Raw genomic sequence first — 22,406 nt, forward strand, 5'->3', positions numbered from 1 at the left:
ACAAGAAAGAGGATAGCGGGGCGCATGGCCAGCGAGTGGTGCATCGGGATCATCGGGGGGTCCGGGCTCTATGCCATTGACGGCATGGAGGACACGCAGTGGATCGCGATCGATACGCCGTGGGGCGATCCATCGGACGAGATCCTGTTCGGCACGCTGGGCGGGGTCAAGGTGCGCTTTCTCCCGCGTCACGGCCGCGGTCATCCGATTTCTCCGAGCGAGCTCAATTCGCGCGCCAATATCGATGCGCTGAAGCGCGCGGGCTGCACCGACATTCTGGCGATCAGCGCGGTCGGCTCCTTGCGCGAAGAACTGGAGCCGGGGCGGTTCGCGGTGGTCGAACAATTCATCGACCGCACCGTCGCGCGGCCCAGCACCTTCTACACCAGCGGCTTCGTCACCCATGTCTCGATGGCCGATCCGGTCTGCGCGCGCCTGTCGGAGATGGCCGCCCACGCGATTGCCGCCGCCAAGGGCAAGGTCGCCGTGGGCGCGACCTATCTCGCGATGGAAGGCCCGCAGTTCTCGACCCGTGCCGAGAGCCGGATGTACCGCGCATGGGGCGCGGACGTGATCGGGATGACCGCGATGCCCGAAGCCAAGCTCGCGCGCGAGGCGGAGCTGCCCTATGCTCTCGTCGGCATGATCACCGACTATGATTGCTGGCGCGAAGGCGAGGCGGTCGACGTCGCGCAGGTCGTGCAGCAGATGCAGGCCAACGGCGCGCTCGCGCGGGCGATGGTGCAGAACTTCGTCGCTGCATTACCCGAAGAGCGCGAGCCCTCCCCCATCGACACCGCGCTCGACGATGCGCTGATCACCGCGCCTGACGAACACGATCCCGCGCTGATGGCCAAGCTCGACGCGGTCGCCGCGCGGCTGTTCGCCTAAGCCCTACCTCGCCGCCGCGTCAGGCCCAGAGGCGCTGCGCCAGTTCGGGCAGCGCCGCGGCATAGCGCGAGACATCCTCGAGCCTGCCCGTGCTCACCCGCGAATAGCCCGCCCAGGGGCCATAGGCGCCGCGGATCGCGATCCCCTTCTCCGCCATCGCATCGCGCAGGCTGTTGGCATCGGGCACCTTCACGAACACGAAATTGGTCTGCGAGGGCAGCGCGGTCAGCCCGGCCCTGGCCACCGCATCGACGATCATCGCCCGCCCTTCCAGCACCGCGGCGCGCGACTGGTCGAGGAAAGGCGTGTCGTCATAGCTCGCAATCGCCGCAGCCAGCCCGGCGAGATTGCCGCCGAAGCTCATCATGTGCGACTGGATGCGCTTGGCATTGGCCTCGCTGGTGATGGCATAGCCGACCCGCAGTCCGGCCATCCCGTAGATCTTGGAGAAGGTGCGGCAGACGATCACATCGGCGCCGCTGCGCACCAGATCGATCATCGAATTGTCCTCGGGCCGGTCGGTCAGCTCGTTATAGGCCTCGTCCACCAGCAGGGTCGCGGTGGGGGTGACGGCGGCGGCAAAGGTGCGCAGCGCGGCGGGCGCGATCAGCATCCCGGTGGGGTTGTTGGGGTTGCAGATCTGCACCAGCGCGACGCCATCCGTCACCTTGGCCTGCATCGCGGCGAGATCGACGTTCATGTCCTGCGCCAGCGGCACGCGGAGCAGGGATACCCCCTGCCGCTCGCCATAGAGGGCGGTGGTATCCCAGAACAGATCGGGGCACAGGATCGCCCCCTTTCGCCCCCAAGCGAGCGCGATGGCGCACAGGATCTCGGTCGATCCTTCGCCGACCACCACCTGTGCGGGCGCGACCCCATGCCGCTCGGCGATCATCGCGGTCAGACGCTGCTGGCCGCGGTCGGCATAGTAGCAGCCCATCTTCGCGGTGTCGGCAATCGCCCGCAGCGCCGAGGGTGCGGGGCCATAGGGGTTCTCGTTGCGGCTGAGCAGCGCCTGTCCGATCTTCGGCCCAAAATCGGGCTGGGCCGCCGCGCTCGCCGTAGCCGCGCTCAGCCCGCCCAGCGGCAAGGCACTCAGCCCACCGGCAAGCCCGGCCCCGGCAAGAAAGGATCGGCGGTTGGTTGGCATCGAACAGCTCCTTGAAGTCAGAACTTGGCGATCATCAGCACGCCGATGACGGTGAGATAGAGGCCGAACACCCGGCGCAGGATCGCCGGAGACAGCGTGTGCGCCGCCGCCACGCCGAAGGGCGCGCACAGCACCGAGGTGGCGATCAGCGCGATGGCGGCGGGCAGGTGGACGTAGCCGAGCGCGCCCCAGCCGAGCCCGCTTTCCCCCAATCCGATGGCGATGAAGCCGAGCGTCGCGGGGATCGCGATCACCGCGCCCATCCCCGCCGCCGTGCCGATGGCGCGGTGGATCGGGGTGCCGCACACGGTCATCGTCAGGGTGGTGAGCGTGCCCCCGCCAATCCCAAGCAGGGTCGAGAAGGCGCCCAGCGCGCTGGCAATCCCGGCGCGCGGCAGGCCCGAAGGCAGCGCGGCGAACAGCGGCTCACCCTGCCGTGCGGGCAGCAGGAAATAGACCGCGAAGGACAGCACCCCGACGCCGAAAATCAGCGCCAGCAGCGCGCCCGAGACCATGTCGGCAAACAGCGTGCCGACCCCCGTCCCCAGCACCACCCAAACGGCCCAGCCGCGCAGCAGGTCGAAATCGACCGCCCCGCGCTGCGCGTGGCTGACGGTCGAACGGATCGAGGTGAAGATGATCGAAGCGAGCGAGGTGCCCACCGCGACATGCGCGGTCTGATCGGGCGCAACCCCCAGCAGCGGCAGCAGCAGCATCAGCGCCGGGACCACCACGAAGCCCCCGCCGATCCCGAACAGCCCGCCCGCAAAGCCTGCGCCCGCCCCCGCAAGCAGCAGGGCCGGGAGCGCAAAAGCGAGTGTCGCAGGGGTGTTCATCGGCGGCGAGAATACGCCTGGTGCGAACGACTCCAAGAGAATTGTCGCACTGCAACATGGGGTAAATGACGCAGGCGCAGCCGGTTGCGGGCGCGGCGATTATCGTGCCTGCATCGCCTCTTCCTCGGCTGCGAGGCTCGCCCCGACAAAGCGCTCGACACTGACCCCGGTCGACCGGGTGCGGTCGCGGAGGAGGAATTCGCGCACCTCGTGCAGCCAGACGCGACGGCCCATCCGGTAATACCAGCGGATCGCGTGGCGGATCTTCGCCTCACGGTTCCAGATCAGCCGCCACAACGCGCGCGGGCGCAGCTGCATCACCGCCTCGATGATCTTGACCCACGCGAACAGCCGCCACGGCGGCATATGCGCCATGCCGAGCACCTGATGCTTGTAATCCCACTTGCTGCGGTCGGGCTGCACCACGTCCCGCTCGGTCGCCTCGGCATAATAGGGCGTCCAGCGATGCGGGACGACATAGAGCGCCTGAATCTGATCGGGATCGTAGGAAATGAGCGTCCTTAGCGCGTGCCACATGTCGCGGTCGGTCTGGTGGGAGAAGCCTGCCACCCAAGTCGCCATCGACAGGATGTTGTGCTCGCGTAGCAGGCGGATCGCCTCGCGGTCGGTGGTGGTCGCGCCGCCCTTGCGGATCAGGCGCAGGGTATCCTCGTCTGTGTTCTCGGTGCCCATCAGGAATCGTTCGAATCCGGCCCGCTTGTAGAGATGCAGGAACTCCGCATCGCGAACGATATCATCCGCGCGGGTCGATCCGACGAGGGTGACGTCGATGTACTCGGCGATCAGCGCCTCGAGGAACGCCTTCCACGCCTTGCGCCCGGCCGAGGGATTTTCGTCGGCGAAGTTGAACACCTCGACCCCGTGATCGCGATGGAGACGGGCGATCTCGGCCGCGAATTTCACCGGGTCGCGGTGCCGCCAGCGCGTCCAGAAGCCGCGCTGGCCGCAATAGGTGCACAGGTGCGGGCACCCGCGCGAGAACTGCACCACCACCGCGCGCTTGCCGCCCCAGTAGGAATAGCGCGCATGATCGATCAGCTCCCAGCCGATGCGATAGGCGTCGAGATCCTTGATCACGGGGGCTGCCGGGGTGGCGAAAGGCGCGCCGCCCTTGCGCAACGCAAGGCCGGGCACCGCATCGAGCGCGACCTGCCCTGCCAGCGCGCGGACGAGCTGTCGCGCGGTTTCCTCGCCCTCGCCGCGCACGATCACGTCAACCCATGGCTCGGCGGCGAGGATGTCGCGCCAGAAATAGGTCGGGTGGACGCCGCCATAGACTATCGTTGCCTCGGGCATCCGCCCGCGCACCGCCTCAGCACAGGCGGCGATAATCGGATGGCCCGAGGAGGAACCCGAATGGCCGAACATCACCACATCGGGCGCCAGCGCCGCCGCCTCGGCGACGATCTCCACCAGCGGCATCGGGCCGAATTCGCCGTCGATCAGGTGGACGTCATGCCCATCGTCGATCAGCGGCCCGCCGACCGACAGCAGGCCCAGCGGCGGCAGTTGCTCCCGCGGAATGCGGCTGCCGATCGCCGGATGCGGAATATTGATGAGCACGATCCGCAACTGCGTTATTCCCTTGCTCTGGAGCAACCCGATGAGAGCCGTCGTGAACGAAAATACTGGCCTCGCCTATTACACCGTTCAAGCAGCGAACCGCCGGCATTTCCAGTCGCTTTTCTTTGCGGTCTGCGGGTTTACGTGGAGTTTCGCGCTGGCCGTGCTGGTGTTGGTCGAGGACACCCCGCTGGGCCTTGGCGCCGGAGCTGCATGCCTGGCGAGCGGTTGTGTCTTGGTCGGCGGAAGCATCATCGCCCACCGCCTGCTGCTGCGCGAGAGGGCGGCGTTCCGTGAGATGATCACCATCTGGCAAGAGCTGCGCCAGATCGCCCCCGCCGCCACGACGCCGCACTTCCGACCGGGTGCGATGACGCTCGCCTGCGCGGTGCAGGCCCTGACAGGATTGGGATTGATCGGGCTAGGTCTGACGCTGTGACGCGCGCTATTGCAGCGTCACGATATCCTCGTCGCCATCGGTGCGGCCGAAGAACTGCATCAGTTGCACCAGCAATTCGCAGCGTTCGTTCAGTGTTTCGGTCTCGAGCAAGGCCTGTTTGCTGGCCGGATCGAAGGGCGCGATCTGCGATACGCCGTTGATCAGCGAGCGATCGTCGAGCCGCTCGACCGAATCCCAGTCGACCGAATAGCCCTGCCGGTCGGCAAAGGCGCGCGCTTCACGCTCGAACCCGCCGCGCTGGGCGTGGGTCAGGGTCTCGTTCTCGTCCTCGGGCAGGATCTCGGCCTCGACCTGTCGATAGGCGGTGGCGACATCCAGTTCGCGCAGCAGGCGGAAGCGCGATGTGCCCTCGAGGATGAGGTTGTAACGCCCGTCATCCATCGCCTGGATCTCGCCGATCCGCCCGACGCAGCCGACCTCGAACAGCGGCGCGCCCTCGATCGCGCGCTGCGGCTGGATCATCGCGATCTGCCGGTCGCGGATCATCGCGTCGGCCACCATCGCGCGGTAGCGCGGCTCAAAGATGTGGAGCGGCAGCTGCATGCCGGGAAACAGCACCGCGCCCGTCAGGGGGAAGATGGACAGTCTTTTGCTCATCCGAACAATACGCGCGACAGGCGGCGACGGACGCCGACCACCCATTCATCTTCCAGCCCCGTGGCCTCGAAGATCTTGAGCAGCTTGGCCCGCGCCGCACCCTCGTTCCATTCGCGGTCGGCGGCGATCATGGCGAGCAGGGTGTCGGCCGCCTCGTCGCGGCTCCCGGCGGCGAAGGCGGCCTCGGCGAGCGCGAATTGCGCGTCCATATCCTCGGGCGCAGCAGCAGCAGCGGCGCGCAGGGCGGCCAGTTCGCCATCGTCGACGCGGGTGCCGGAGAGCTCCAGCGCGCTGCGCGCGGGGGCGATCGCGGGATCGGTGGCGAGGCGCGGATCGCTCTCGATCACCTCCATCACCTGCTTGGCGTTGTCGATCTCGCCCAGCATCACCAGTGCCCGCACGAGGCCCGCGTGGGCCGGGGCATTGCCCTCGGCGAATTCGGTGATCTGCGCGAAGATCCCGGCGGCACGCTGCGCATCACCGGCGGAGAGCGCCTCCTCTCCTAGCTTGACGAATTGCGCGATCTCCTCGGGCGAAGGGCCCTGCGGCGCGCCGCCGGCAGCGGGCGCATCCCCGCCCTCGACCGGCAATTGCGCCAGCAACTGGTCGAGCGCCGCCTTCAGCTGCGATTCGGAGCGCGCGCTGGTCAGATCGGCGACCGGCTGGCCCTGAAACATCGCATAAACCGTGGGGATGGAACGCACCTGAAACTGCGCGGCGATGAACTGTTCTTCATCGACATTGATCTTGGCGAGCACCACGCCCTTATCGGCATATTCGCCCGCGACCTTCTCCAGCACCGGGGTCAGCGCCTTGCACGGCCCGCACCATTCGGCCCAGAAATCGAGGATGACGAGCTTGCTTTGCGAAGGCTCCACCACCGCCTTGCGGAAACGGTCGACCGCCTTCTGTTCGTCGATGCTCAGTCCCATGCTGGCCAAGGTATCTGCTCCTGCTGTGTGTCCGGCCCTCATGTGGGGCTTTGCGCGCCGATGTGAAGCGCGAGATTGTGCTGGCGGGTAAGCCATATGCGATCAACCCCCAATCGCGCCAATTTTGCGCTTGCAGGGTGAGAAGGGCGCTGCTAATCGCGCCGCCTCTCCGGCAGGAACCGCGCGATTCAGCGGCTTCTGTCAGCGCCAGTGAGCGGGCGTAGCTCAGGGGTAGAGCACAACCTTGCCAAGGTTGGGGTCGAGGGTTCGAATCCCTTCGCCCGCTCCATTTTTACCACGGAAATCAAGCTATTACGGGTAACGCGGCACTGCCGCGCCTGCTTACTTACGTGTTGCCAGTGCGCAAATAAGCAGGTTGTAAGCATAAACTACAGCAGGCACGGCTCTGTTCGCACGCGCCGTTTTTGCCGGACGTGACGCCAAGCTGATCCTATCCGAAGATGCGACGGTAGACTGCCATAGGTTCGCCTGGCCTTTTCGATCCTTCGACTCGCCAGCATGATGAAGCGCCGAGCCTCGCAATCGACGCGGACGTTTCCTTGTTCGAATTGTTCGTTTGCCCGGAAGGCTGCGCGTCTGGCTGATCCTGAATGCGCCAATCCTTCGCGTCGTTTCTCGGGATTTGGGGATCGGATCAAAATTGGAGTGGTCCGGAACCAGCAGCGCGTTTCCAAACCCGTGGCTTCAATACCTAACGTTGCTCCTTCCGGGGGCGCCTGCGCACCTTGCCATTGATACGCAGGGTCAATGGCGACCGACACATGTCCTTGTATTCTGTGGACCACTAGATTGGCGCGCACCGCTCAGTCCGGAAAGCCTTTAACAGAGCCTAATCCAAACGCCGCCTCGGCAGGCCTTGGTCAGATCCAATGCATCTCGAACTTGCCATTTGCCCCCCTCGCACTTCCGCCAACGAATTGGTAATGTTCGCGGAATAACAATTTCTGGGAGGCGTGGCGGAATGCGCTCGATTGCCGTGCCCTCGCGTCATTATCAGGGCCGGATGATATGTTGCCACTTCTTCTCCTGTCGGTGGTGCCTGCTGGTGCAGCGTTCAATTGTACGCCTACGGCCGTGTGGGACAGTGACGGTCCGATCTGGTGCGAGGAAGGTCCTCGAATTCGCCTTGCCGGTATCGCAGCACGCGAGATGGACGGCTCGTGTAGCCCAGGTCATCCCTGTCCAGCCGCGAGCGCCACAGACACGCGCGATGCGCTTGTGCGGCTGATAGGACAACCCACTGGTACAGGGCCGCATGGCCATATCACTGTCAAGGGACCGGCAATGCATTGCATCTCGGAGGGTTCTGGTGGTGGCAATCGGACAGCTGCATGGTGTGTTTCGCCCATAGGCGGCGACCTGTCATGCGCGCTGGTTGACTTGAAATTGGCTGCGAAATGGGATCGCTACTGGCGGGGGCATGTTTGCAAATGAAGGACCGGGATGACGAAGACGAAGGGTTGTCGATGGCTTTGAAGATCGAGGCAGCAGTTCTGCTGATTGCCTGGGTGTTGGGACTATTCTTTGCGATCGCGTCGCTGTTAGGTCCGATCGAGGCGAACGCACATCCCGGCGGTCTTGCAGCTGATGGTTGCCACAACGACCGGAAGAATGGAGGCAGGCACTGTCATCGCCAGCCTAGTGCGAGCACTGCGAAAACTTCTTCGGGTAGTGGCAAGATCCATTATCCCAACTGCGCCGCTGCGAGAGCCGCCGGAGCTGCGCCTATCTACAGAGGTCAGCCGGGTTATGGCTCCCATCTCGATCGGGATGGTGACGGAAAGGCTTGCGAGTAGGCCGGCGCATCAGACGTCGCACGCTTAACCCAAAATGGTTCAGGATCGGTCTCCCATAATTGGAGAGACCGAATGCTCACCGAACAGACCCTGCAAATCAAGCGCTGCGCGATTTACACGCGCAAGAGCACCACCCACCGGCTCGACCACGATGTGAATTCGCTGGTGACACAGCGGGAAATCAGCAGCGCGTACATCACGAGCCAGCAGTACAAGGGCTGGGTCGAATTGCCGCAGCACTATGATGATGGGGGGCATTCCGGGAGTGGTCTCGAGCGCCCGGCGCTTGCCCGGTTGATGCAGGATATCGAGGCCGGGAAAGTCGATACGGTCGTGGTCTACAAGATCGACCGGCTGACCCGCAGCCTCCTCGATTTCGTGCGGCTGATCGAGATGTTCGACCGGCAATCGATCACGCTGGTGTCGGTCTCTCAGGCATTCGACACCTCGGACAGCATGGGGCGGATGATCCTCAATGTCTTGCTGACCTTTTCCCAGTTCGAGCGCGAGCTGATTGCCGAGCGCGTGCGTGACAGCATCCGCACGCGCAAACGGCATGGCCGCATCCATGGCGGATTACCGCCGTTTGGCTATGTCGCCGGTCGTGACGGCATCCATGTCGATCAGGCCGAGGCTGACATCGTGCGCTTTATCTTCGCCGAGTTCCTGCGCACCCGGCGCTACACATCGGTGATGACCGCCGTCCGCGAGGCGGGCTACTGTAGCTCGGTCAAATTGTCGCGGCGGGGCGTGCCCCGCGGCGGAACGCCGATGTCTCCTGGGACCGTCTACGGCATCCTGCGCAATCCGATCTATGTCGGGCAGATCCGCGGACACGACACGACCTATCAGGGCGTTCACGAGCCCCTGATCAGCGAAGCAACCTGGAAGGCGGCGCAGGCGCTGAGCGAGGAGCGCAAGAAGCGCTCGCCTCATGCCAAGGAGACACACCATTTCCTCGCCGGCTTGCTGTGGGATGACCTCGGCCGGCACATGCTGCTCGACCTGAACTGGCAGCGCGGGCGAACATACTGCGCCTATGTGTCGAGCAACGCGGCCTGGTCGCAAGTCGAGTATCGCCGCGCCTATCGTTGCAATGCCGATCATCTCGACAGGACGGTTCTGGCCGCGGTTTGCGACTTCCTCGCTGACAGGGGCAAGCTCCGGGGCGCGCTCAAAACCCTTGGTCTCTTCGGTGATGATCTCGACCGGCTGGCCAACCGCGGAAAAGCGATTGGCCAGATACTCGAGGTTACGCGAGCCGAATGGCTGCCCGAGCTCTTTGCGGCTCTGTTGCATCAGGTCGAGATCGCTGAAGAGACAGTCTCGATCACTTTCCGATCGCTCGAGCTGCGACGCTTGATGGCATGGGACGGCAAAACAGCGTTCAGGGGCAGGCCTGCAGACTGGCCGTGCAGCGATGCGCGCTACGTCCTCGACGTCGATGTGCGGGTCATCACCGCAGAGCGCTGGCCTTCCCTCCATATCACACCGCGCACGAAAGTAAGCGACACGCGCCCGAACCCTAAGCTCGTCGAGCTGATCAAGGCGGCGCGGAGAGCCCAGATCCTCGTTGACGAGCATCGTGACCTGTCGATCGAAGAGCTTGCCAAGAAGCAAGGCTGCAGGCCGACGCATTTTGCCCGCCTCATCAGGCTGAACTATCTTGCACCCGATATCGTCACGGCCATCCTTGATGGCACTCAGCCCTCCGCCCTCGACCGAAAGGCGCTGCTCGAATCCAACATTCCCACAAGCTGGGCCGTTCAGCGCAAGCTCTTCGGCTTTCCTTCGCCAACAAGGGCAATAAGTCAGAGGCATATCTATGGCCGGGGCTTGTGGCCATCAGCGACCAAGAAGGAAGGGAGCGAGGTACGGCGGACATGACGGTTTCGCACAGCCAGGAGCTGGAGGTACTCGTCCTTGGCGAGCGCAAAAGCGTCGTCGAACGCCTCGAAGATTAGCTGCACCACTCGCTGCTTTTGTGGCGGCAGATGATCACAATCGGTGGGCATAGTCGGGTTGAAGTAGAAAACCTTTGTGCCACATGCACCTCGTCAGTTCGAAAATGCGCTGAAATTGCGCGAATTTTTCGTGGATCGATAGCTTGCCCCAAAAATCCAATGTCCGTTGGACGATGCGTCTGTCGACGGATTGAAGAGTGGATTATCGAAAATTATTTAGACCACGCGAACACAATCTGCGGCGCGCTCCAAAATCCGGCCGCCCGAAGACGTTCGAAGTTCTACGCAGTCTCTCGATTGACGAAGAGGAGCCAAAACACAATTCTGATCAAGGGGCGCCAATTTGGACAACCAGATGGAGTCACTTCCAATTATGTCTCACACTTCCGACAGGCTTCTCAGGCTCGATGCGGTGCTCGATCGCACAGGCCTTTCACGGGCGACCCTGTATCGCAAGATACATTCAGGGACGTTTCCAAAGCAGGTGAAAATTGCCGAGCGTTGTTGCGCATGGCGGGAATCCGCAGTCGAAGAATGGATGCAAAACCCCTCAGGCTTTACCGCCGCCTAGTTGCTCGGCAACCTTCTGAAGGGAAGCACTTCCGCACCGGTTCGCAGCTGATCCAGATAATCGCTCCACCATTGAGCCATGACGACACGCTCGTCCCAATGCTGACCGCGCGCATAGGCACCTCTGACGGCGTTGCTGTGGCCATGCGCGAGCGCTCGCTCGATCGCATCCGGATGCCACTTCCCGCTCTCGTTGAGCAAAGTGCTGGCGGTTGCTCTGAAACCATGAGCAGTGACCACGTCCTTTCCCAGGCCCATCCGACGATAAGCTAGGTTCATGGCATTTTCGCACATTGGCTTGCGGTGCGACCGCTCACCGGGAAACATGAATTCCATCCAGCCGGAGTTTTCGCGCAACTGTCTAAGAAGCGATAGTGATTGCTGCGACAGCGGAACGCTGTGTGGCCGCCGAAGCTTGGTGCGTTCTCCTGGTATCCGCCAAATGGCTTCGTCAAAATCGACCTCTGGCCATTTTCCGAGGCGCAGCTCACCTGGCCGAAGAAATACGTGGGGCAGGAGCTGCATGGCGATCTTGACGATCACTCCCCCGCTGTAGTCATCGATCGTGCCCAGAACTTCTCCGAGCTTCCTCGGTTCGAGAATTGCGGCATGGTGTTTGACTTGGGGTGTCGCCAAAGCACCTCCGAGCAACGCAGCAGGATCATTCTTGCACAAGGCCATCGCAACGCCGTGCCGAAATACCCGACTGGCAAATGCGCGCGTTCTGATGGCCGTCTCGCGTTTCCCGGCGCGCTCGATTTTTTTGAGAACGGCAAGAAGTTCGGCTGGTTCGATCGCGTCAATGGGTCGCGGGCCAATCGCATTGGTCAGGTGAGAAAGAAACCAGCGGGCCTTCTCGATAGTCGCCTCGGCCTTCCCACTGGCGACAAACCTTACGTCGATGAAATCTTCGGCGACCGACTGAAAGCTGTTGTCGGCAGATAACCGCGCTTTGATCTTCTCCATTTTGCGCATGTGCGAGGGATCTTCCCCCGCTCTGATCTGGCGTCGGGCTTCTTCACACTTTTCCCTTGCATCGGCCAACCGCACATCAGGGAAGGCGCCAAGAGCCAGGCGCTTTTCGGAGCCGAGGAATCGATATTTGAAGTACCAGAGTTTTGAACCACTCGGTCGCACCTCAATGTACAACCCTCTACCATCGAATTTTCGAAACGGGCGATCGGAGGGCTGCAACGCTGGTATCTGGGTGGCTTTCAGTGTCATGGGGCAACGCCTTCTTTCTGGTCGCTGTGCCCCCGGAATATTGCCCCCAGATTGGTGAAACCTAGGGGCATCTTGTGGAACAAAGCGAGACATCGGCTTCGGCCAATATGGCTCGAAACCCGCAGAAAATCAACGATTTGAGACGTTTTGGGAAGGGAGGCTGGTGCCGCTTACGTGACTCGAACACGTGACCCCATCATTACGAATGATGTGCTCTACCGACTGAGCTAAAGCGGCATTCCTGCTCGCGGCCCTAATCGGGTGGGCGCGCGGGCGCAATGCAAAGGTGGAGGCCCGAGCCGGAATCGAACCGGCGTATACGGATTTGCAGTCCGCTGCGTCACCACTCCGCCATCGGGCCGAGCCTTTACGGAGCCTTCGCTCCGATCGGAAGCGGCGCACTAGCGATTCGGTGGGGCAAAGGCAATCCATGATTGCGGAGCGCCCCGGCACGCGGCAAAGCCATCCGCCATGACCATTGCCAGCCTGCTCGAACCCGTCACCGGCCAGCCCGGCCCTGCCCGCCTTGCCCATGCCGCCGACTGGATGCAGGGACGCACGCTTTACGGCGGGGCCTCGGCACTGGTGGCCTATACCATGGCGACCCGCGCCTTTCCCGATCTGCCTCCCTTGCGCGCCGGGCAGGTCGCCTTCGTGGCGCCGGTGGGCGAAGAGATCGAATTGCACGCCGAAATCGTGCGTCAGGGCCGCAACGTCACCCAGGTGCGCAGCGAGATCCTGTGCGAGGGACGGGTCGCGCTCTCCGCTTTCTGGCTGTTCGGCGAAGGGCGCGAGGCAAACGCCGTCCACCCGGCGGCGCGCCCCGAGGACTGGCCCGGCCCGCCCGAGGACAATGCCGATGTCAGCCACAGCTTCGCGCCCGCCTTCGTCGCGAAGAACTTCGAACTGCGCCACGGCCAGCCCAAGGGCAGCGAGCGCGGCGCGACCGTGCGGCGCTGGGCGCGGCTGATCGAGGATCATAGCCTCGATCCCGTATCCAAGCTGGTGCTGATGGGCGACGTCATGCCGCCCGGTGCGATGCGGGCGATGCAGCGGGTCGGCCCGATCAGCTCGATCAACTGGTCGTTCAACGTGCTCGATCCCGGGAGCCGGTCGCAGGGCGGCTGGTATCTCGCCGAGAATGCCAGCCAGCACGCCGACGCGGGCTATTCCTCCGAGCGGCTGCGGATGTGGGACACCGAGGGGCGGCAGGTGCTCGATGGGCTGCAATGCGTTGCTGTGTTTGGCTGAGCAGGTCAGCCGGGGCGGTGTTCGGCTGGCCCGAAACCTGTTGGAAAGGTGACGAGAGTGACAGCGTGTCACTTTCCCAACAGATGGCTTACCTTCGTAATTTCAAGGCCTTGTGCCGAAACCCGAAGGCGGACGGACAAAACAGTCGCGGCGCGAAATGGCCCGTGCGCCCATGCGGCGCGGTGGCGGAGGCTGCGGACGATGGCAAAGAACCGCGCCCGGCTTACGCGCGCGGCTGGGTGTAGGAAAGGGCGCCGCAGCGCCTGCCCGCTCGCCCATGCACGGCTGAACCTGTAGCGGCGCGTTAACACCTCGTTTGCCTGGCTGCCCTATCCCGATGCCCAGGGGCCGCTAATCGGAGCAATCTTGCCCGTGACGAAGCAGGCAGAACGTTCAGGCGCGGCATCGGCGGACAGGCGATGGATCAGCGCATATTGGCTTAAACCGAAAAGCTGGGCTTTCTCGGACGATCCCGACGTTCTGATCGGGCAATATGCCAACTTGAGGCGGCAGGTTCCGCTGCTCTATCTGCTGCTGATCATCATCGCGTTCGCAAGCGTTTACCTGATGGCGGGCTCGGTGCCGATCCTGATTATCGGGCCGGTGGTGGGGCTGTTCGTCACCGTGGCTTCGATCAGGATGGTATGGTGGCTGTGGTTCCTGCCCGAACCGGGTGAGCTCGATGTGTCCGAGGTTCGGGCGCTGCTCCGCCGCACCACTTGGGCGGTCTTGCCCATCTGCCTCAGTTACCTCGGCTATTCGTTTCTGCTCGACGCCTTTGGCGATCCAGGCCAGCGCGCAGGCGTTGCGATCTGTCTGGTGATGACGGCGATCGGCTGCATCTTCTGCCTTATGCACCTGCCGCAAGCCGCCCTGCTGGTGAACCTGACGACAATGGTGCCCTATGCGCTCTATCAGGTCATAAGCGGAAACGAGACCTTCCTGATGGTGTCGCTGATTGCGGGGATCGTCACCACCTTGATGTTCCGGGTCTCGTTGAACGCGCATGAAACCTTCATCGAACTCATAAACTCGCGCTCGGAGCTTGCGGCACAGCGCGGCGAGGCGGAACGGCTGGCCAGCGAAAACGCCAGCTTTGCCATGACCGACGCGCTGACAGGCCTGCCCAACCGGCGCCTGTTCCTCGCCCGGCTGGATGACCGGGTGCAGCAATCGATCCGCGATCGCGGAAGCTTTGTGGTGGGGGTGCTCGATCTCGACCGTTTCAAGCCGGTCAACGACATTTATGGCCATGCGGTCGGCGACCAGTTGCTGGTCGAAGTCGGCCAGCGCCTGCAATCGCTGAGTGGCGCAAATCTGCTGATTGCACGCCTGGGCGGCGACGAGTTCGGGCTGCTGGTCGATGGTGACGATGACGCCGCGGCCGCCATCGGCGCGCAGGTGATCGCGATGCTGCACCAACCCTTCCAGATCGACGGGCAACGCCTGTCGGTGGGATGTTCGATCGGCTTTGCCAGCTTCCCCTATGCCGGGGCAAGTGCCAGCGTGATCTTCGACCGGGCCGACTATGCGCTCTACACCGTCAAGGCAGATCGGCGCGGGGCCTTCGCCTTCTTCACGCCCCATCTGGAAACCCGGCTGCGCACCGAAACCGAGCTGGAAGCCGCCCTGCTTTCCGCCGACCTCGCCAACGAGCTTGGGATCGCGCTGCAACCGATCATCTGCCTGCGCACGGCACAGGTGCGCGGTGTTGAAGCGCTCGCCCGCTGGCACAGCGCGCGGATCGGAGACACGGCCCCGACCCGCTTCATCGATGCCGCCGAGCGCCTGAACATCATGGGAAACATCACCACGACGCTGTTTACCAAGGCTTTGGCGAGCATGGCGGCATTGCCCGTGGATATCGACCTGTCATTCAACCTGTCCACCCGCGACATCGTCACCTCCGCGACGATCGACATGCTGATAGCGGCGATCGTCGATCAACAGGTCGATCCGCAGCGGGTCACCTTCGAAATCACCGAAACTGCGCTGATGCAGGATTACGACACCGCGATTGCGCATATCGAGCGTCTGCGCGCGATGGGGGTCGCGATTGCGCTCGACGATTTCGGAACCGGCTTTTCGAGCCTCAGCTATCTCAGCCGCCTGCCCATCGACAAGATCAAGATCGATCGCAGCTTCGTGTCCAATCTGGCCGAGCCGGGGGTGCACAAGATCGTCACCGCGATCCTGACCATGTGCGAAACGCTGGATGTGGAATGCATCGCGGAAGGGGTCGAAACCAGCGATGATTGCTTCACGCTGAAAGGCATGGGCTGCAATCTGGCGCAGGGCTTTGCCTTCGCCCGGCCGATGGACATCGCATCGCTGCAAACCTGGCTTGAGCGCGAGAATGGCCGGGCAGCCGACGGCCGCGCCCGTTCAGGACTGCTGAGTCTTCCCGCCTTTGCAGAGCTTCATGAGCGCTTCCCCACCCGGGCCGGCGCGTCGCGCTGACAGCGCGCGCGCCTGCGAAAGCCGCCGGAGCGCCGCCCCTCACACGTCCTCGAAGTTCGGCTTCCTGCGTTCCATTTCGGCCATCACCGCTTCCACCTGATTGCGGCTGCGCATGATGCCATGCTGTTCGATGCTTTCCTCCATCAGGATCGCATTGGTATCGTGCTCCCACATTCCGGCCTGAAGCCGCTTGGCGGCGCGGATCGCGTGGGGGTTCTTGAGCGCGATCTGGCGGGCGATCGCCATCGCGCGCTCGTGCGGCGTCTCGTCGAGATAGGTCGCAAGGCCGAGCCCCAGCGCCTCGGTGCCCGAAAATTCGCGGTTGGTGTAGATCAGCTCACGCAGCACGTCGTCGCGCACCAGCCCGCGCCACAGCACATAGCCGCCCATGTCGGGGACAAGGCCCCACTTCATCTCCATGATCGCCATGCGGGTGGTGGGGTGGCAGATGCGGATATCCGCGCCGCTGGCGATCTGGAGACCGCCGCCGAAGCACACGCCGTGGATCGCGGCGATTACCGGCACGGGCAGCTTGCGCCACTGCATCGCCACCTGCTGCGGGCGGTTGGCGTTGCCATAGGTGCGCTCGGTCAGGCTCGGTTCGTCCTCGGCCGGTTTGCGGGCGAAGTTGCTGAGGTCGAGCCCGGCGCAGAACGCCCGCCCCTCACCCGAAAGCACCACCGCGCGCAGGCCCTTCATGCGTTGCAGGGTATGGCCGGCCTCGATGATGCGTTCGAACATCTCGTGATCGAGCGCGTTCATCTTGTCGCCGCGGGTGAAGCGGACATCGGCCACGCCATCCTCGCCCAGGGTAATGGCGATGCGGTCGTTGGCAAGCGTGGTGGCGGTGGCGGACATGGCAGGCTGGTCCCTCGGCAGGCGTGAACGTTCCAGGATCAAGATTGGCCGATCCGCCGCGTCCTGTCCAGCGGTCCGCAAGGGTGGGGATCGAGGGTGAACCCGCCCTCGGGATGGTCCGCGATCAGCCCGGCGAGGCCGAAGGGTTCGAGCTTCGCGCGCAGCCCCGCAGCGTGATGGGCGAGGCCGCCGGTGACGGGGGTGCCGGGCGCTTCGGCCATGTGCCACAGCAGCGCGAATTCGCCCTCGCCCAACGCCAGCCAGCAGTCCACAACCCGGGCATCGCGGTGCGCCAGATCGAGCGTCACGTCGCCCGCCTCGCGGAAGCGAAGGGCGGGAAAGCCGAGGCCGGGGAACTGGCCGAAGGGCGGCGGGGCGTTCACAGCATTCCCCCGGCCCGCATCGAATAGACGGCATCAGTGGTGAAGATCAGATGGTCGATCAGCGCGATCTCGAGCGCGCGGGCGACATCGGACAGGCGGCGGGTGGCGGCGATATCGCAGCCGCTCGGGCGGCAGTGGCCCGAGGGATGGCTGTGCGCCAGGATGAGTCCGCGGGCATCGATCCGCAGCGCCTCGCCCAGCAACGTCCGCAAGCTGACCGTCAGCGTGCTCATATCGCCGATCCCGCATGGTCCATCGCCGATCCACGCGCTGTTGGCATCGACGAACACGGCATGGCCGCGCTCGTGCGTGACCGGATGCGCGAGCACGAGGCTGCGCAGATAGGCAATCATGGCGGCCACGCGCTGCTCGGGGCTCGGGGCCGCCTCCGGGGAGGCCGCAGACCGGGCATGAGGCAGCAGGGCAAGGGTCTTTGCCCCGGTCAGCACGGCGGGATGACGCATCGGGACTAACTCCGCTTGGCTAGGGTCAGGAACTAGAGCACTTGCGCTAGTTTCGCAGCCAGCGCTGGCCCGGCGGGCCAAGGCGCCACTCGCGATAGGCTCCGAACCTGCGCTGGCGCAGGCGATGGCGCACGAAGCCGGCTGCCAGCACCACCAGAATGGCATAGGACGGCCCGATGGTGAGGATCGCCGCCGCCAGCGGTGACACCGCATCGACCAACGCCTGCACCACGAAGGCCACCAGCGCGACGACCTGAAATCCGGCGATCCACAGCGGGTAATTGCGGTTGGCGTTGAGCGCGACGACGATGAACAGCCCGGCCGCAATCATGTCGATCACGAACCACACCTGAAACAGCAGGTCCGGATCGATCATCGCCACGTCCAGCCACATGAAGGGATAGACCGGCAGCACCATGGTGCCGACGAAAATGCCGATCAGCAACCGCTCCGGGCCGCCGCCCCAGCGCCAGATTGCCGCGGCAAGCAGCAAGGCGGCGATGTGCTGGGCGGCAACCCGGTACGCGTTGAACAGATCGAGTAGTTCGCCCATCCCGTCAGGCCTGAACCTTCTCCCGCCCGGCTGACGCCGACTCCACCACTTCGGGCGGCACGGTGGTCGGGATGCCGACGTCGCCCGCAGCGTGAACCTTGGCGACCTTGCTGAGTTCGTCATGCACCCTGAGCAGGTTGGTCGACATCGCCAGCGCCTGGCTTTCCGCCTCTGTCAGGCGAACCAGCGCGCGCTGGCCGGTGTGGACTTCGACTTCCGGGTTCTGCCGGGCGGCCAGCATGGCCTGCTTGAGACGGGCCATGGCGATGATCGATTCATCGGCCAGCGCCTCCGCCTCGCGGATCAGCTTCTTGAGATTGTGCGCGTCAGTAAGGATGCGGTTGTCCATCGGTGTTCTCCAGCGCGGCCGGTGCTCCACCGGCCACGGGGTCTGTATCCGCGGAGTAGGCGGCCTTGCCTTCCGTTGCCTGGCTGAGGGTCATCGCCGCCGTGACGGCGAGGATCACCGAAGCCAGAATGCCCGAAGCGATCCCGATGATCGCCCCAAGCCGCATCAGAACGGCATGCTCGCCATCGAGCACTCCGGGGACCACCCTGGGCTCACCCGGCCGCAGCCAGGGTGCCTGTACGATCAGAGGCGTTGCGTCGCTGAGCACCAGCTGCCCCGGGTCGTCCCGGAGCTCGAAATCAGCCAGATCAGTTGACGGGTTAATCTGATTATTTGTGCATGCAGCTTCACTGAAGGACTTCAGCAAATCTGTATCCGCGGCGTCACCGATGTCATTTTCTGCCGAAGCTTCAGCCGCTTCCGGGGCCAGCGTGGCACGGTAATTGTCCACCAGATCACCAAGGCTCCCGGCCTCGTAGAAGTCCTTGAGCGCGCGGATGTGCTGATTGATGCGGGTTTCGGACACGCCGAGTTCCTGCGCGATCACCTTGATCGGGACGCGCCGGTCGATGCGCTCCATAACGGCGCGCTGCCTATCGGTAAGCCGGCGAGCGGCTTCGGACGCCATCTGCCTCTCCAACAATGGTTGCCCCGGTTTAGACGCTAATTAGCCTGAATCGGATAAGGATTCTTCCGATTTGGAGCAAAAAGGCAAATTTCCTTCTATCCGCCGGATGTGTTGACCCCGGCAGACTGGAGGTAGCGCTTGATGTTGCGCGCTGCCTGACGAAGGCGTTGTTCGTTCTCGACCATCGCGATCCGGACATAGCCTTCACCGTTTTCGCCATAGCCCACGCCCGGCGCGACCGCGACCTGCGCCTGGGTCAGAAGCTGCTTGGAAAATTCCAGACTGCCCATCGATTTCAGCGCCGGCGGAAGCGGGGCCCAGGCAAACATCGAGGCGGGCGGCGGCGGGATCTCCCATCCGGCCCGGCCGAAAGCTTCGACCATCACGTCGCGGCGCTTGTGATAGAGCTGGCGGTTGCTTTCGATGATGTCCTGCGGCCCGTTCAGCGCCGCGCAGGCAGCCGCCTGAATCGGGGTGAAGGCACCATAATCGAGGTAGGACTTCACCCGCGTCAGCGCCGCGATCAGCTGCCGGTTGCCGACCGCAAAGCCCATCCGCCAACCCGCCATCGAATAGGTCTTGGACATCGAGGTGAATTCGATCGCGATATCCTTCGCGCCCGGCACTTCCATGATCGAGCGGGTCGGCTTGCCGTCGAAATAGAGCTCGGAATAGGCCAGATCGGATACGATCCAGACCTGGTTCTCCTTGGCCCATGCCACCAGCCGCTCGTAAAACGGCAGTTCCACCGTCTCGGCGGTGGGATTGGAGGGGTAGCTCACCACCAGCACCGAGGGGCGCGGGACGGTGTAGCTCATCGCGCGTTCGAGCGATTCCCAGTAATGATCGTCGGGCGTGGTCGGCACCGAACGGATCGTGGCGCCCGCGATGATGAAGCCGAAAGTGTGGATCGGATAGCTCGGGTTGGGCGCCAGCACCACGTCCCCCGGCGCGATGATCGCGGTGGCGAGGCTCGAAAGCCCCTCCTTCGATCCCATGGTCACCACCACTTCGTTTTCGGGATCAAGCTCGACCCCGAAACGGCGCGCGTAATAGCCCGCCTGCGCGCGGCGCAGACCGGGGATGCCCTTGGACTGCGAATAGCCATGCGCGTCGGGCTTGCCTGCAACCTCGCACAGCTTGTCGATCACGTGCTGCGGGGGCGGCTGATCGGGGTTGCCCATGCCCAGATCTATGATGTCCTGCCCGCCCAGACGCGCTGCATGACGCATGGCGTTGACCTCCGCGATCACATACGGGGGCATCCGCTTCATGCGATAGAACTGGTCATTCATGGGACGTCATCACCTTGTCTTGCACGGGTTTGATGGAACCGGCATTGTCTCCCTAGGCGAAACCCTCCGCCGGTGTGAAGGCGTTTTCGCTCGGTTGCGGCCAGCCCCGATTGGCGGCACTAGGGAACCGCGCAGATGGACAAGGGACGGTTTCAGGCTATGGCACAGGACGACGATCTCATGGCGGCGGCCGGGGACAGCCTCAAGAGCTTCTTCGACATGCAGAACGAAGCCTTGCGTGCGATGACAGGCGGCGCGGGCGGCGAATCGCTGCCCGAGGCGCTGATGGCCAAGGGCATCGACCCCGCCGAAATGACCGAATGGGCCGCCACCGCAGCGCAGCTTCAGCAGCTGTGGCTCGATTTCGCCACCCATCAGGCGCAGGCCGCCGCCGAAAAGGCGAGCCAGGGCGGCATGGCGGGCGCAAACCTGCTCGACCCCGCACAGTGGCTGGTGATCTCGCAGAGCATGCTCGGCCATATGCCCAAGGGGCTGATGGAAGCTTCGGCCAAGCTGGCGCAGGACCAGATGCAACTGTGGAGCGGGGTGATGCAGAGCTTCGCTTCGGGCGTCACCGGCGGGCAGGCCGGCGCAGCGCCCGAGGCGGCGGCCCTGCCCAAGTCCGACCGCCGCTTCGCCGATCCGGCATGGCGCGAACATCCCGCCTTCCTGCTGCTGCACCAGACCTATCTGATGCTGGCCGACTATTTCCGCACAAGCGTGAAGAGCATGGACGGGCTCGACAAGACCAAGCGCCAGCAGCTCGATTTCGCGGTGACGGCGCTGGCCGAGGCGATGAGCCCGGACAATTTCCTCGCGCTCAATCCGGTGGTCTTGAAGCGCACGATGGAGACCAAGGGCGCCAATCTGGTGCGCGGGATGCAGCACCTCATCAACGACATGAAACGCGGGCAGCTGACCCACACCGACCCGCAAGCCTTCCGGCTGGGCGAAAACCTTGCGGCGAGTCCCGGCAAGGTGGTGCACGAGACGCCGCTTTATCAGCTGATCCAGTACAGCCCTTCCACCGAAGAGGTGCTGGAAGTGCCACTGGTGATCTTCCCGCCGTGGATCAACCGCTTCTACATCCTCGATCTGACGCCCAAGAAAAGCTTCATCAAGTGGGCGGTGGATCAGGGCATCTCGGTCTTCGTGGTCAGCTGGAAAAGCGCCGACGAGAGTATGGCCGAGGTGGTGTGGGACGATTACATCCGCGCCCAGATCGAGGCGATCGATCATGTGCGCGCGCGGCTCGGTGTGCCCGCCTGCCACACCATCGGCTATTGCGTGGCGGGCACGACGCTCGCGGCGACGCTGGCGGTGCTGCACCGGCGGGGCGAGGCGGACAAGGTGAAGAGCGCCACCTTCTTCACCGCGCAGGTCGATTTCGAGAAGAGCGGCGACCTCAAGCATTTCATCGACGAGGGACAACTCGAGATGATCGGCAAGCTGTCTTCGGGGCAGGGCTATCTCGACGGGCGCTACCTCGCGGCGACCTTCAATGCGCTGCGCGGGCGCGACCTGATCTGGAATTACGTCGTCAACAATTACCTCTTGGGAGAGGACTACCCGGCCTTCGACCTGCTGCACTGGAACGGCGACGTCACCAACCTGCCGGCCAAGTGGCATCAGGCCTATCTGCGCGACCTCTACCGCGACAACAAGCTGGTGGTGCCCGATGCGCTCGAAGCCGATGGCACGCCGATCGACCTCACCCGCGTCGCCACACCCAGCTTCGTTCAGGCGGGCCGCGAGGACCACATCGCGCCGGCCGAAAGCGTATGGCGGGTCACGCAGCATTTCAGCGGGCCGATCGAGTTTCTGCTGGCGGGCTCCGGCCATATCGCGGGCGTGGTCAACCCGCCTGCTGCGGGCAAATATCAATATTGGGTGGGCGACAGCGCCGCGCCCAGCCTCAAGGCCTTTGTCGAGAGCGCGACCGAGCATCCGGGCAGCTGGTGGCCGCACTGGCTGGAATGGCTGCACAGGCAGTCCGACGCGCGCGTCCCTGCCAAGGGCAAGCGCGTGCCCGGCGGCAAGGGCGACCGCGTGATCGAGGATGCCCCGGGCCGCTACGTGAAGACGCGCTAGGGCGCGAGCCCCCTCACCCGAGCGAGCCGTTCCCTTACGGCAAAGCCTT

General features: G+C 64.0%; 21 protein-coding genes and 3 tRNA genes. 9 read left to right on the plus strand and 15 right to left on the minus strand.

From position 1 onward, the window contains the following. The first annotated feature begins 24 nt into the window (after positions 1-24). Entirely contained in the window at positions 25-891 is an 867-nt protein-coding gene (gene mtnP, locus E2E27_RS00510; RefSeq protein ID WP_141456993.1) for an S-methyl-5'-thioadenosine phosphorylase, read from the plus strand. A 19-nt stretch (positions 892-910) separates the two neighbouring features. Here mtnP and E2E27_RS00515 read toward each other — a convergent pair whose 3' ends face one another. From E2E27_RS00515 to bchE, 3 genes are all read right to left on the minus strand, one after another. Next, a complete protein-coding gene (locus E2E27_RS00515) occupies positions 911-2,041 on the minus strand; it encodes a pyridoxal phosphate-dependent aminotransferase (RefSeq protein WP_141456995.1) in 1,131 nt (376 codons plus the stop codon). A gap of 17 nt (positions 2,042-2,058) precedes the next feature. Then, the gene (locus E2E27_RS00520) at positions 2,059-2,877 is read right to left on the minus strand and encodes a sulfite exporter TauE/SafE family protein (protein WP_141456997.1); all 819 of its coding nucleotides are present in this window, start codon (positions 2,875-2,877) and stop codon (positions 2,059-2,061) included. A gap of 99 nt (positions 2,878-2,976) precedes the next feature. Next, on the minus strand, positions 2,977-4,461 hold the full coding sequence (gene bchE / locus E2E27_RS00525; protein WP_199799086.1) for a magnesium-protoporphyrin IX monomethyl ester anaerobic oxidative cyclase: 1,485 nt from the start codon (positions 4,459-4,461) through the stop codon (positions 2,977-2,979). Between bchE and E2E27_RS00530 the strand changes: the two genes are divergently transcribed. Further along, positions 4,454-4,900 (plus strand): hypothetical protein, encoded by a 447-nt coding sequence (locus E2E27_RS00530; protein ID WP_141457001.1) that lies wholly within the window; start codon positions 4,454-4,456, stop codon positions 4,898-4,900. The two genes, bchE and E2E27_RS00530, sit on opposite strands and share 8 nt — an antisense overlap. Positions 4,901-4,906: 6 nt before the next feature. On the opposite strand, the gene E2E27_RS00535 is transcribed toward E2E27_RS00530, so the two are convergent. Together E2E27_RS00535 and E2E27_RS00540 are read right to left on the minus strand one after the other, a co-directional pair. Beyond that, positions 4,907-5,518: an LON peptidase substrate-binding domain-containing protein gene (locus tag E2E27_RS00535; RefSeq protein WP_141457003.1), complete on the minus strand. Its 612-nt coding sequence runs from the start codon at positions 5,516-5,518 to the stop codon at positions 4,907-4,909. Then, positions 5,515-6,450, minus strand: coding sequence for a tetratricopeptide repeat protein (locus E2E27_RS00540; protein ID WP_141461446.1), 936 nt, complete (start codon positions 6,448-6,450; stop codon positions 5,515-5,517). The genes E2E27_RS00535 and E2E27_RS00540 overlap by 4 nt, the downstream gene beginning before the upstream one ends. A 214-nt stretch (positions 6,451-6,664) precedes the next feature. Between E2E27_RS00540 and E2E27_RS00545 the strand changes: the two genes are divergently transcribed. From E2E27_RS00545 to E2E27_RS00570, 4 genes are all read left to right on the plus strand, one after another. Then, positions 6,665-6,739, plus strand: a tRNA-Gly gene (locus E2E27_RS00545). 1,129 nt (positions 6,740-7,868) lie between these two features. After that, positions 7,869-8,267: an excalibur calcium-binding domain-containing protein gene (locus tag E2E27_RS00555; protein WP_141457007.1), complete on the plus strand. Its 399-nt coding sequence runs from the start codon at positions 7,869-7,871 to the stop codon at positions 8,265-8,267. A gap of 72 nt (positions 8,268-8,339) precedes the next feature. After that, positions 8,340-10,154 carry a recombinase family protein gene (locus E2E27_RS00560; protein ID WP_141457009.1) on the plus strand — a complete coding sequence of 605 codons (1,815 nt, stop codon included), beginning with the start codon at positions 8,340-8,342 and terminating at the stop codon, positions 10,152-10,154. 450 nt (positions 10,155-10,604) lie between these two features. After that, the gene (locus E2E27_RS00570) at positions 10,605-10,802 is read left to right on the plus strand and encodes a helix-turn-helix transcriptional regulator (protein WP_353653640.1); all 198 of its coding nucleotides are present in this window, start codon (positions 10,605-10,607) and stop codon (positions 10,800-10,802) included. Here the strand turns inward: E2E27_RS00570 and E2E27_RS00575 are convergent. From E2E27_RS00575 to E2E27_RS00585, 3 genes are all read right to left on the minus strand, one after another. Beyond that, entirely contained in the window at positions 10,799-12,025 is a 1,227-nt protein-coding gene (locus E2E27_RS00575; protein WP_141457010.1) for a tyrosine-type recombinase/integrase, read from the minus strand. The genes E2E27_RS00570 and E2E27_RS00575 overlap by 4 nt on opposite strands. A gap of 161 nt (positions 12,026-12,186) precedes the next feature. Next, a tRNA-Thr gene (locus E2E27_RS00580) sits at positions 12,187-12,262 on the minus strand. A 50-nt stretch (positions 12,263-12,312) separates the two neighbouring features. Further along, positions 12,313-12,386 (minus strand) — tRNA-Cys (locus tag E2E27_RS00585). Between the two features lie 110 nt (positions 12,387-12,496). Here E2E27_RS00585 and E2E27_RS00590 point away from each other — a divergent pair. Together E2E27_RS00590 and E2E27_RS00595 are read left to right on the plus strand one after the other, a co-directional pair. Continuing rightward, positions 12,497-13,276, plus strand: coding sequence for an acyl-CoA thioesterase (locus tag E2E27_RS00590; protein WP_141457012.1), 780 nt, complete (start codon positions 12,497-12,499; stop codon positions 13,274-13,276). Positions 13,277-13,648: 372 nt separating this feature from the next. Beyond that, positions 13,649-15,736, plus strand: a complete 2,088-nt coding sequence (locus E2E27_RS00595; protein WP_141457014.1) for a putative bifunctional diguanylate cyclase/phosphodiesterase — start codon at positions 13,649-13,651, stop codon at positions 15,734-15,736. 39 nt (positions 15,737-15,775) lie between these two features. Here the strand turns inward: E2E27_RS00595 and E2E27_RS00600 are convergent, their stop codons facing one another. The 7 genes from E2E27_RS00600 to E2E27_RS00630 form a co-directional block, all read right to left on the minus strand. After that, entirely contained in the window at positions 15,776-16,594 is an 819-nt protein-coding gene (locus E2E27_RS00600; RefSeq protein ID WP_141457016.1) for a crotonase/enoyl-CoA hydratase family protein, read from the minus strand. Positions 16,595-16,632: 38 nt separating this feature from the next. Beyond that, the gene (locus tag E2E27_RS00605) at positions 16,633-16,977 is read right to left on the minus strand and encodes a response regulator transcription factor (protein WP_141457019.1); all 345 of its coding nucleotides are present in this window, start codon (positions 16,975-16,977) and stop codon (positions 16,633-16,635) included. Further along, positions 16,974-17,441, minus strand: coding sequence for a JAB domain-containing protein (locus tag E2E27_RS00610; RefSeq protein ID WP_141457021.1), 468 nt, complete (start codon positions 17,439-17,441; stop codon positions 16,974-16,976). Before E2E27_RS00610 ends, E2E27_RS00605 begins: the two co-directional genes overlap by 4 nt. A gap of 46 nt (positions 17,442-17,487) precedes the next feature. Then, positions 17,488-17,994 (minus strand): hypothetical protein, encoded by a 507-nt coding sequence (locus E2E27_RS00615; protein ID WP_141457022.1) that lies wholly within the window; start codon positions 17,992-17,994, stop codon positions 17,488-17,490. A 4-nt stretch (positions 17,995-17,998) separates the two neighbouring features. Further along, positions 17,999-18,343 carry a hypothetical protein gene (locus E2E27_RS00620; RefSeq protein WP_141457024.1) on the minus strand — a complete coding sequence of 115 codons (345 nt, stop codon included), beginning with the start codon at positions 18,341-18,343 and terminating at the stop codon, positions 17,999-18,001. Beyond that, the gene (locus tag E2E27_RS00625; protein WP_141457026.1) at positions 18,321-18,971 is read right to left on the minus strand and encodes a helix-turn-helix domain-containing protein; all 651 of its coding nucleotides are present in this window, start codon (positions 18,969-18,971) and stop codon (positions 18,321-18,323) included. The genes E2E27_RS00620 and E2E27_RS00625 overlap by 23 nt, the downstream gene beginning before the upstream one ends. 95 nt (positions 18,972-19,066) lie before the next feature. Further along, positions 19,067-20,266, minus strand: coding sequence for an LL-diaminopimelate aminotransferase (locus tag E2E27_RS00630; protein WP_141457028.1), 1,200 nt, complete (start codon positions 20,264-20,266; stop codon positions 19,067-19,069). 159 nt (positions 20,267-20,425) lie between these two features. On the opposite strand from E2E27_RS00630, the gene E2E27_RS00635 reads away from it, so the two are divergent. Further along, entirely contained in the window at positions 20,426-22,357 is a 1,932-nt protein-coding gene (locus E2E27_RS00635) for a PHA/PHB synthase family protein (RefSeq protein WP_141461450.1), read from the plus strand. Positions 22,358-22,406 lie beyond the last annotated feature (49 nt).

It is taken from the genome of Porphyrobacter sp. YT40, from assembly GCF_006542605.1.
Classification (GTDB): domain Bacteria; phylum Pseudomonadota; class Alphaproteobacteria; order Sphingomonadales; family Sphingomonadaceae; genus Erythrobacter.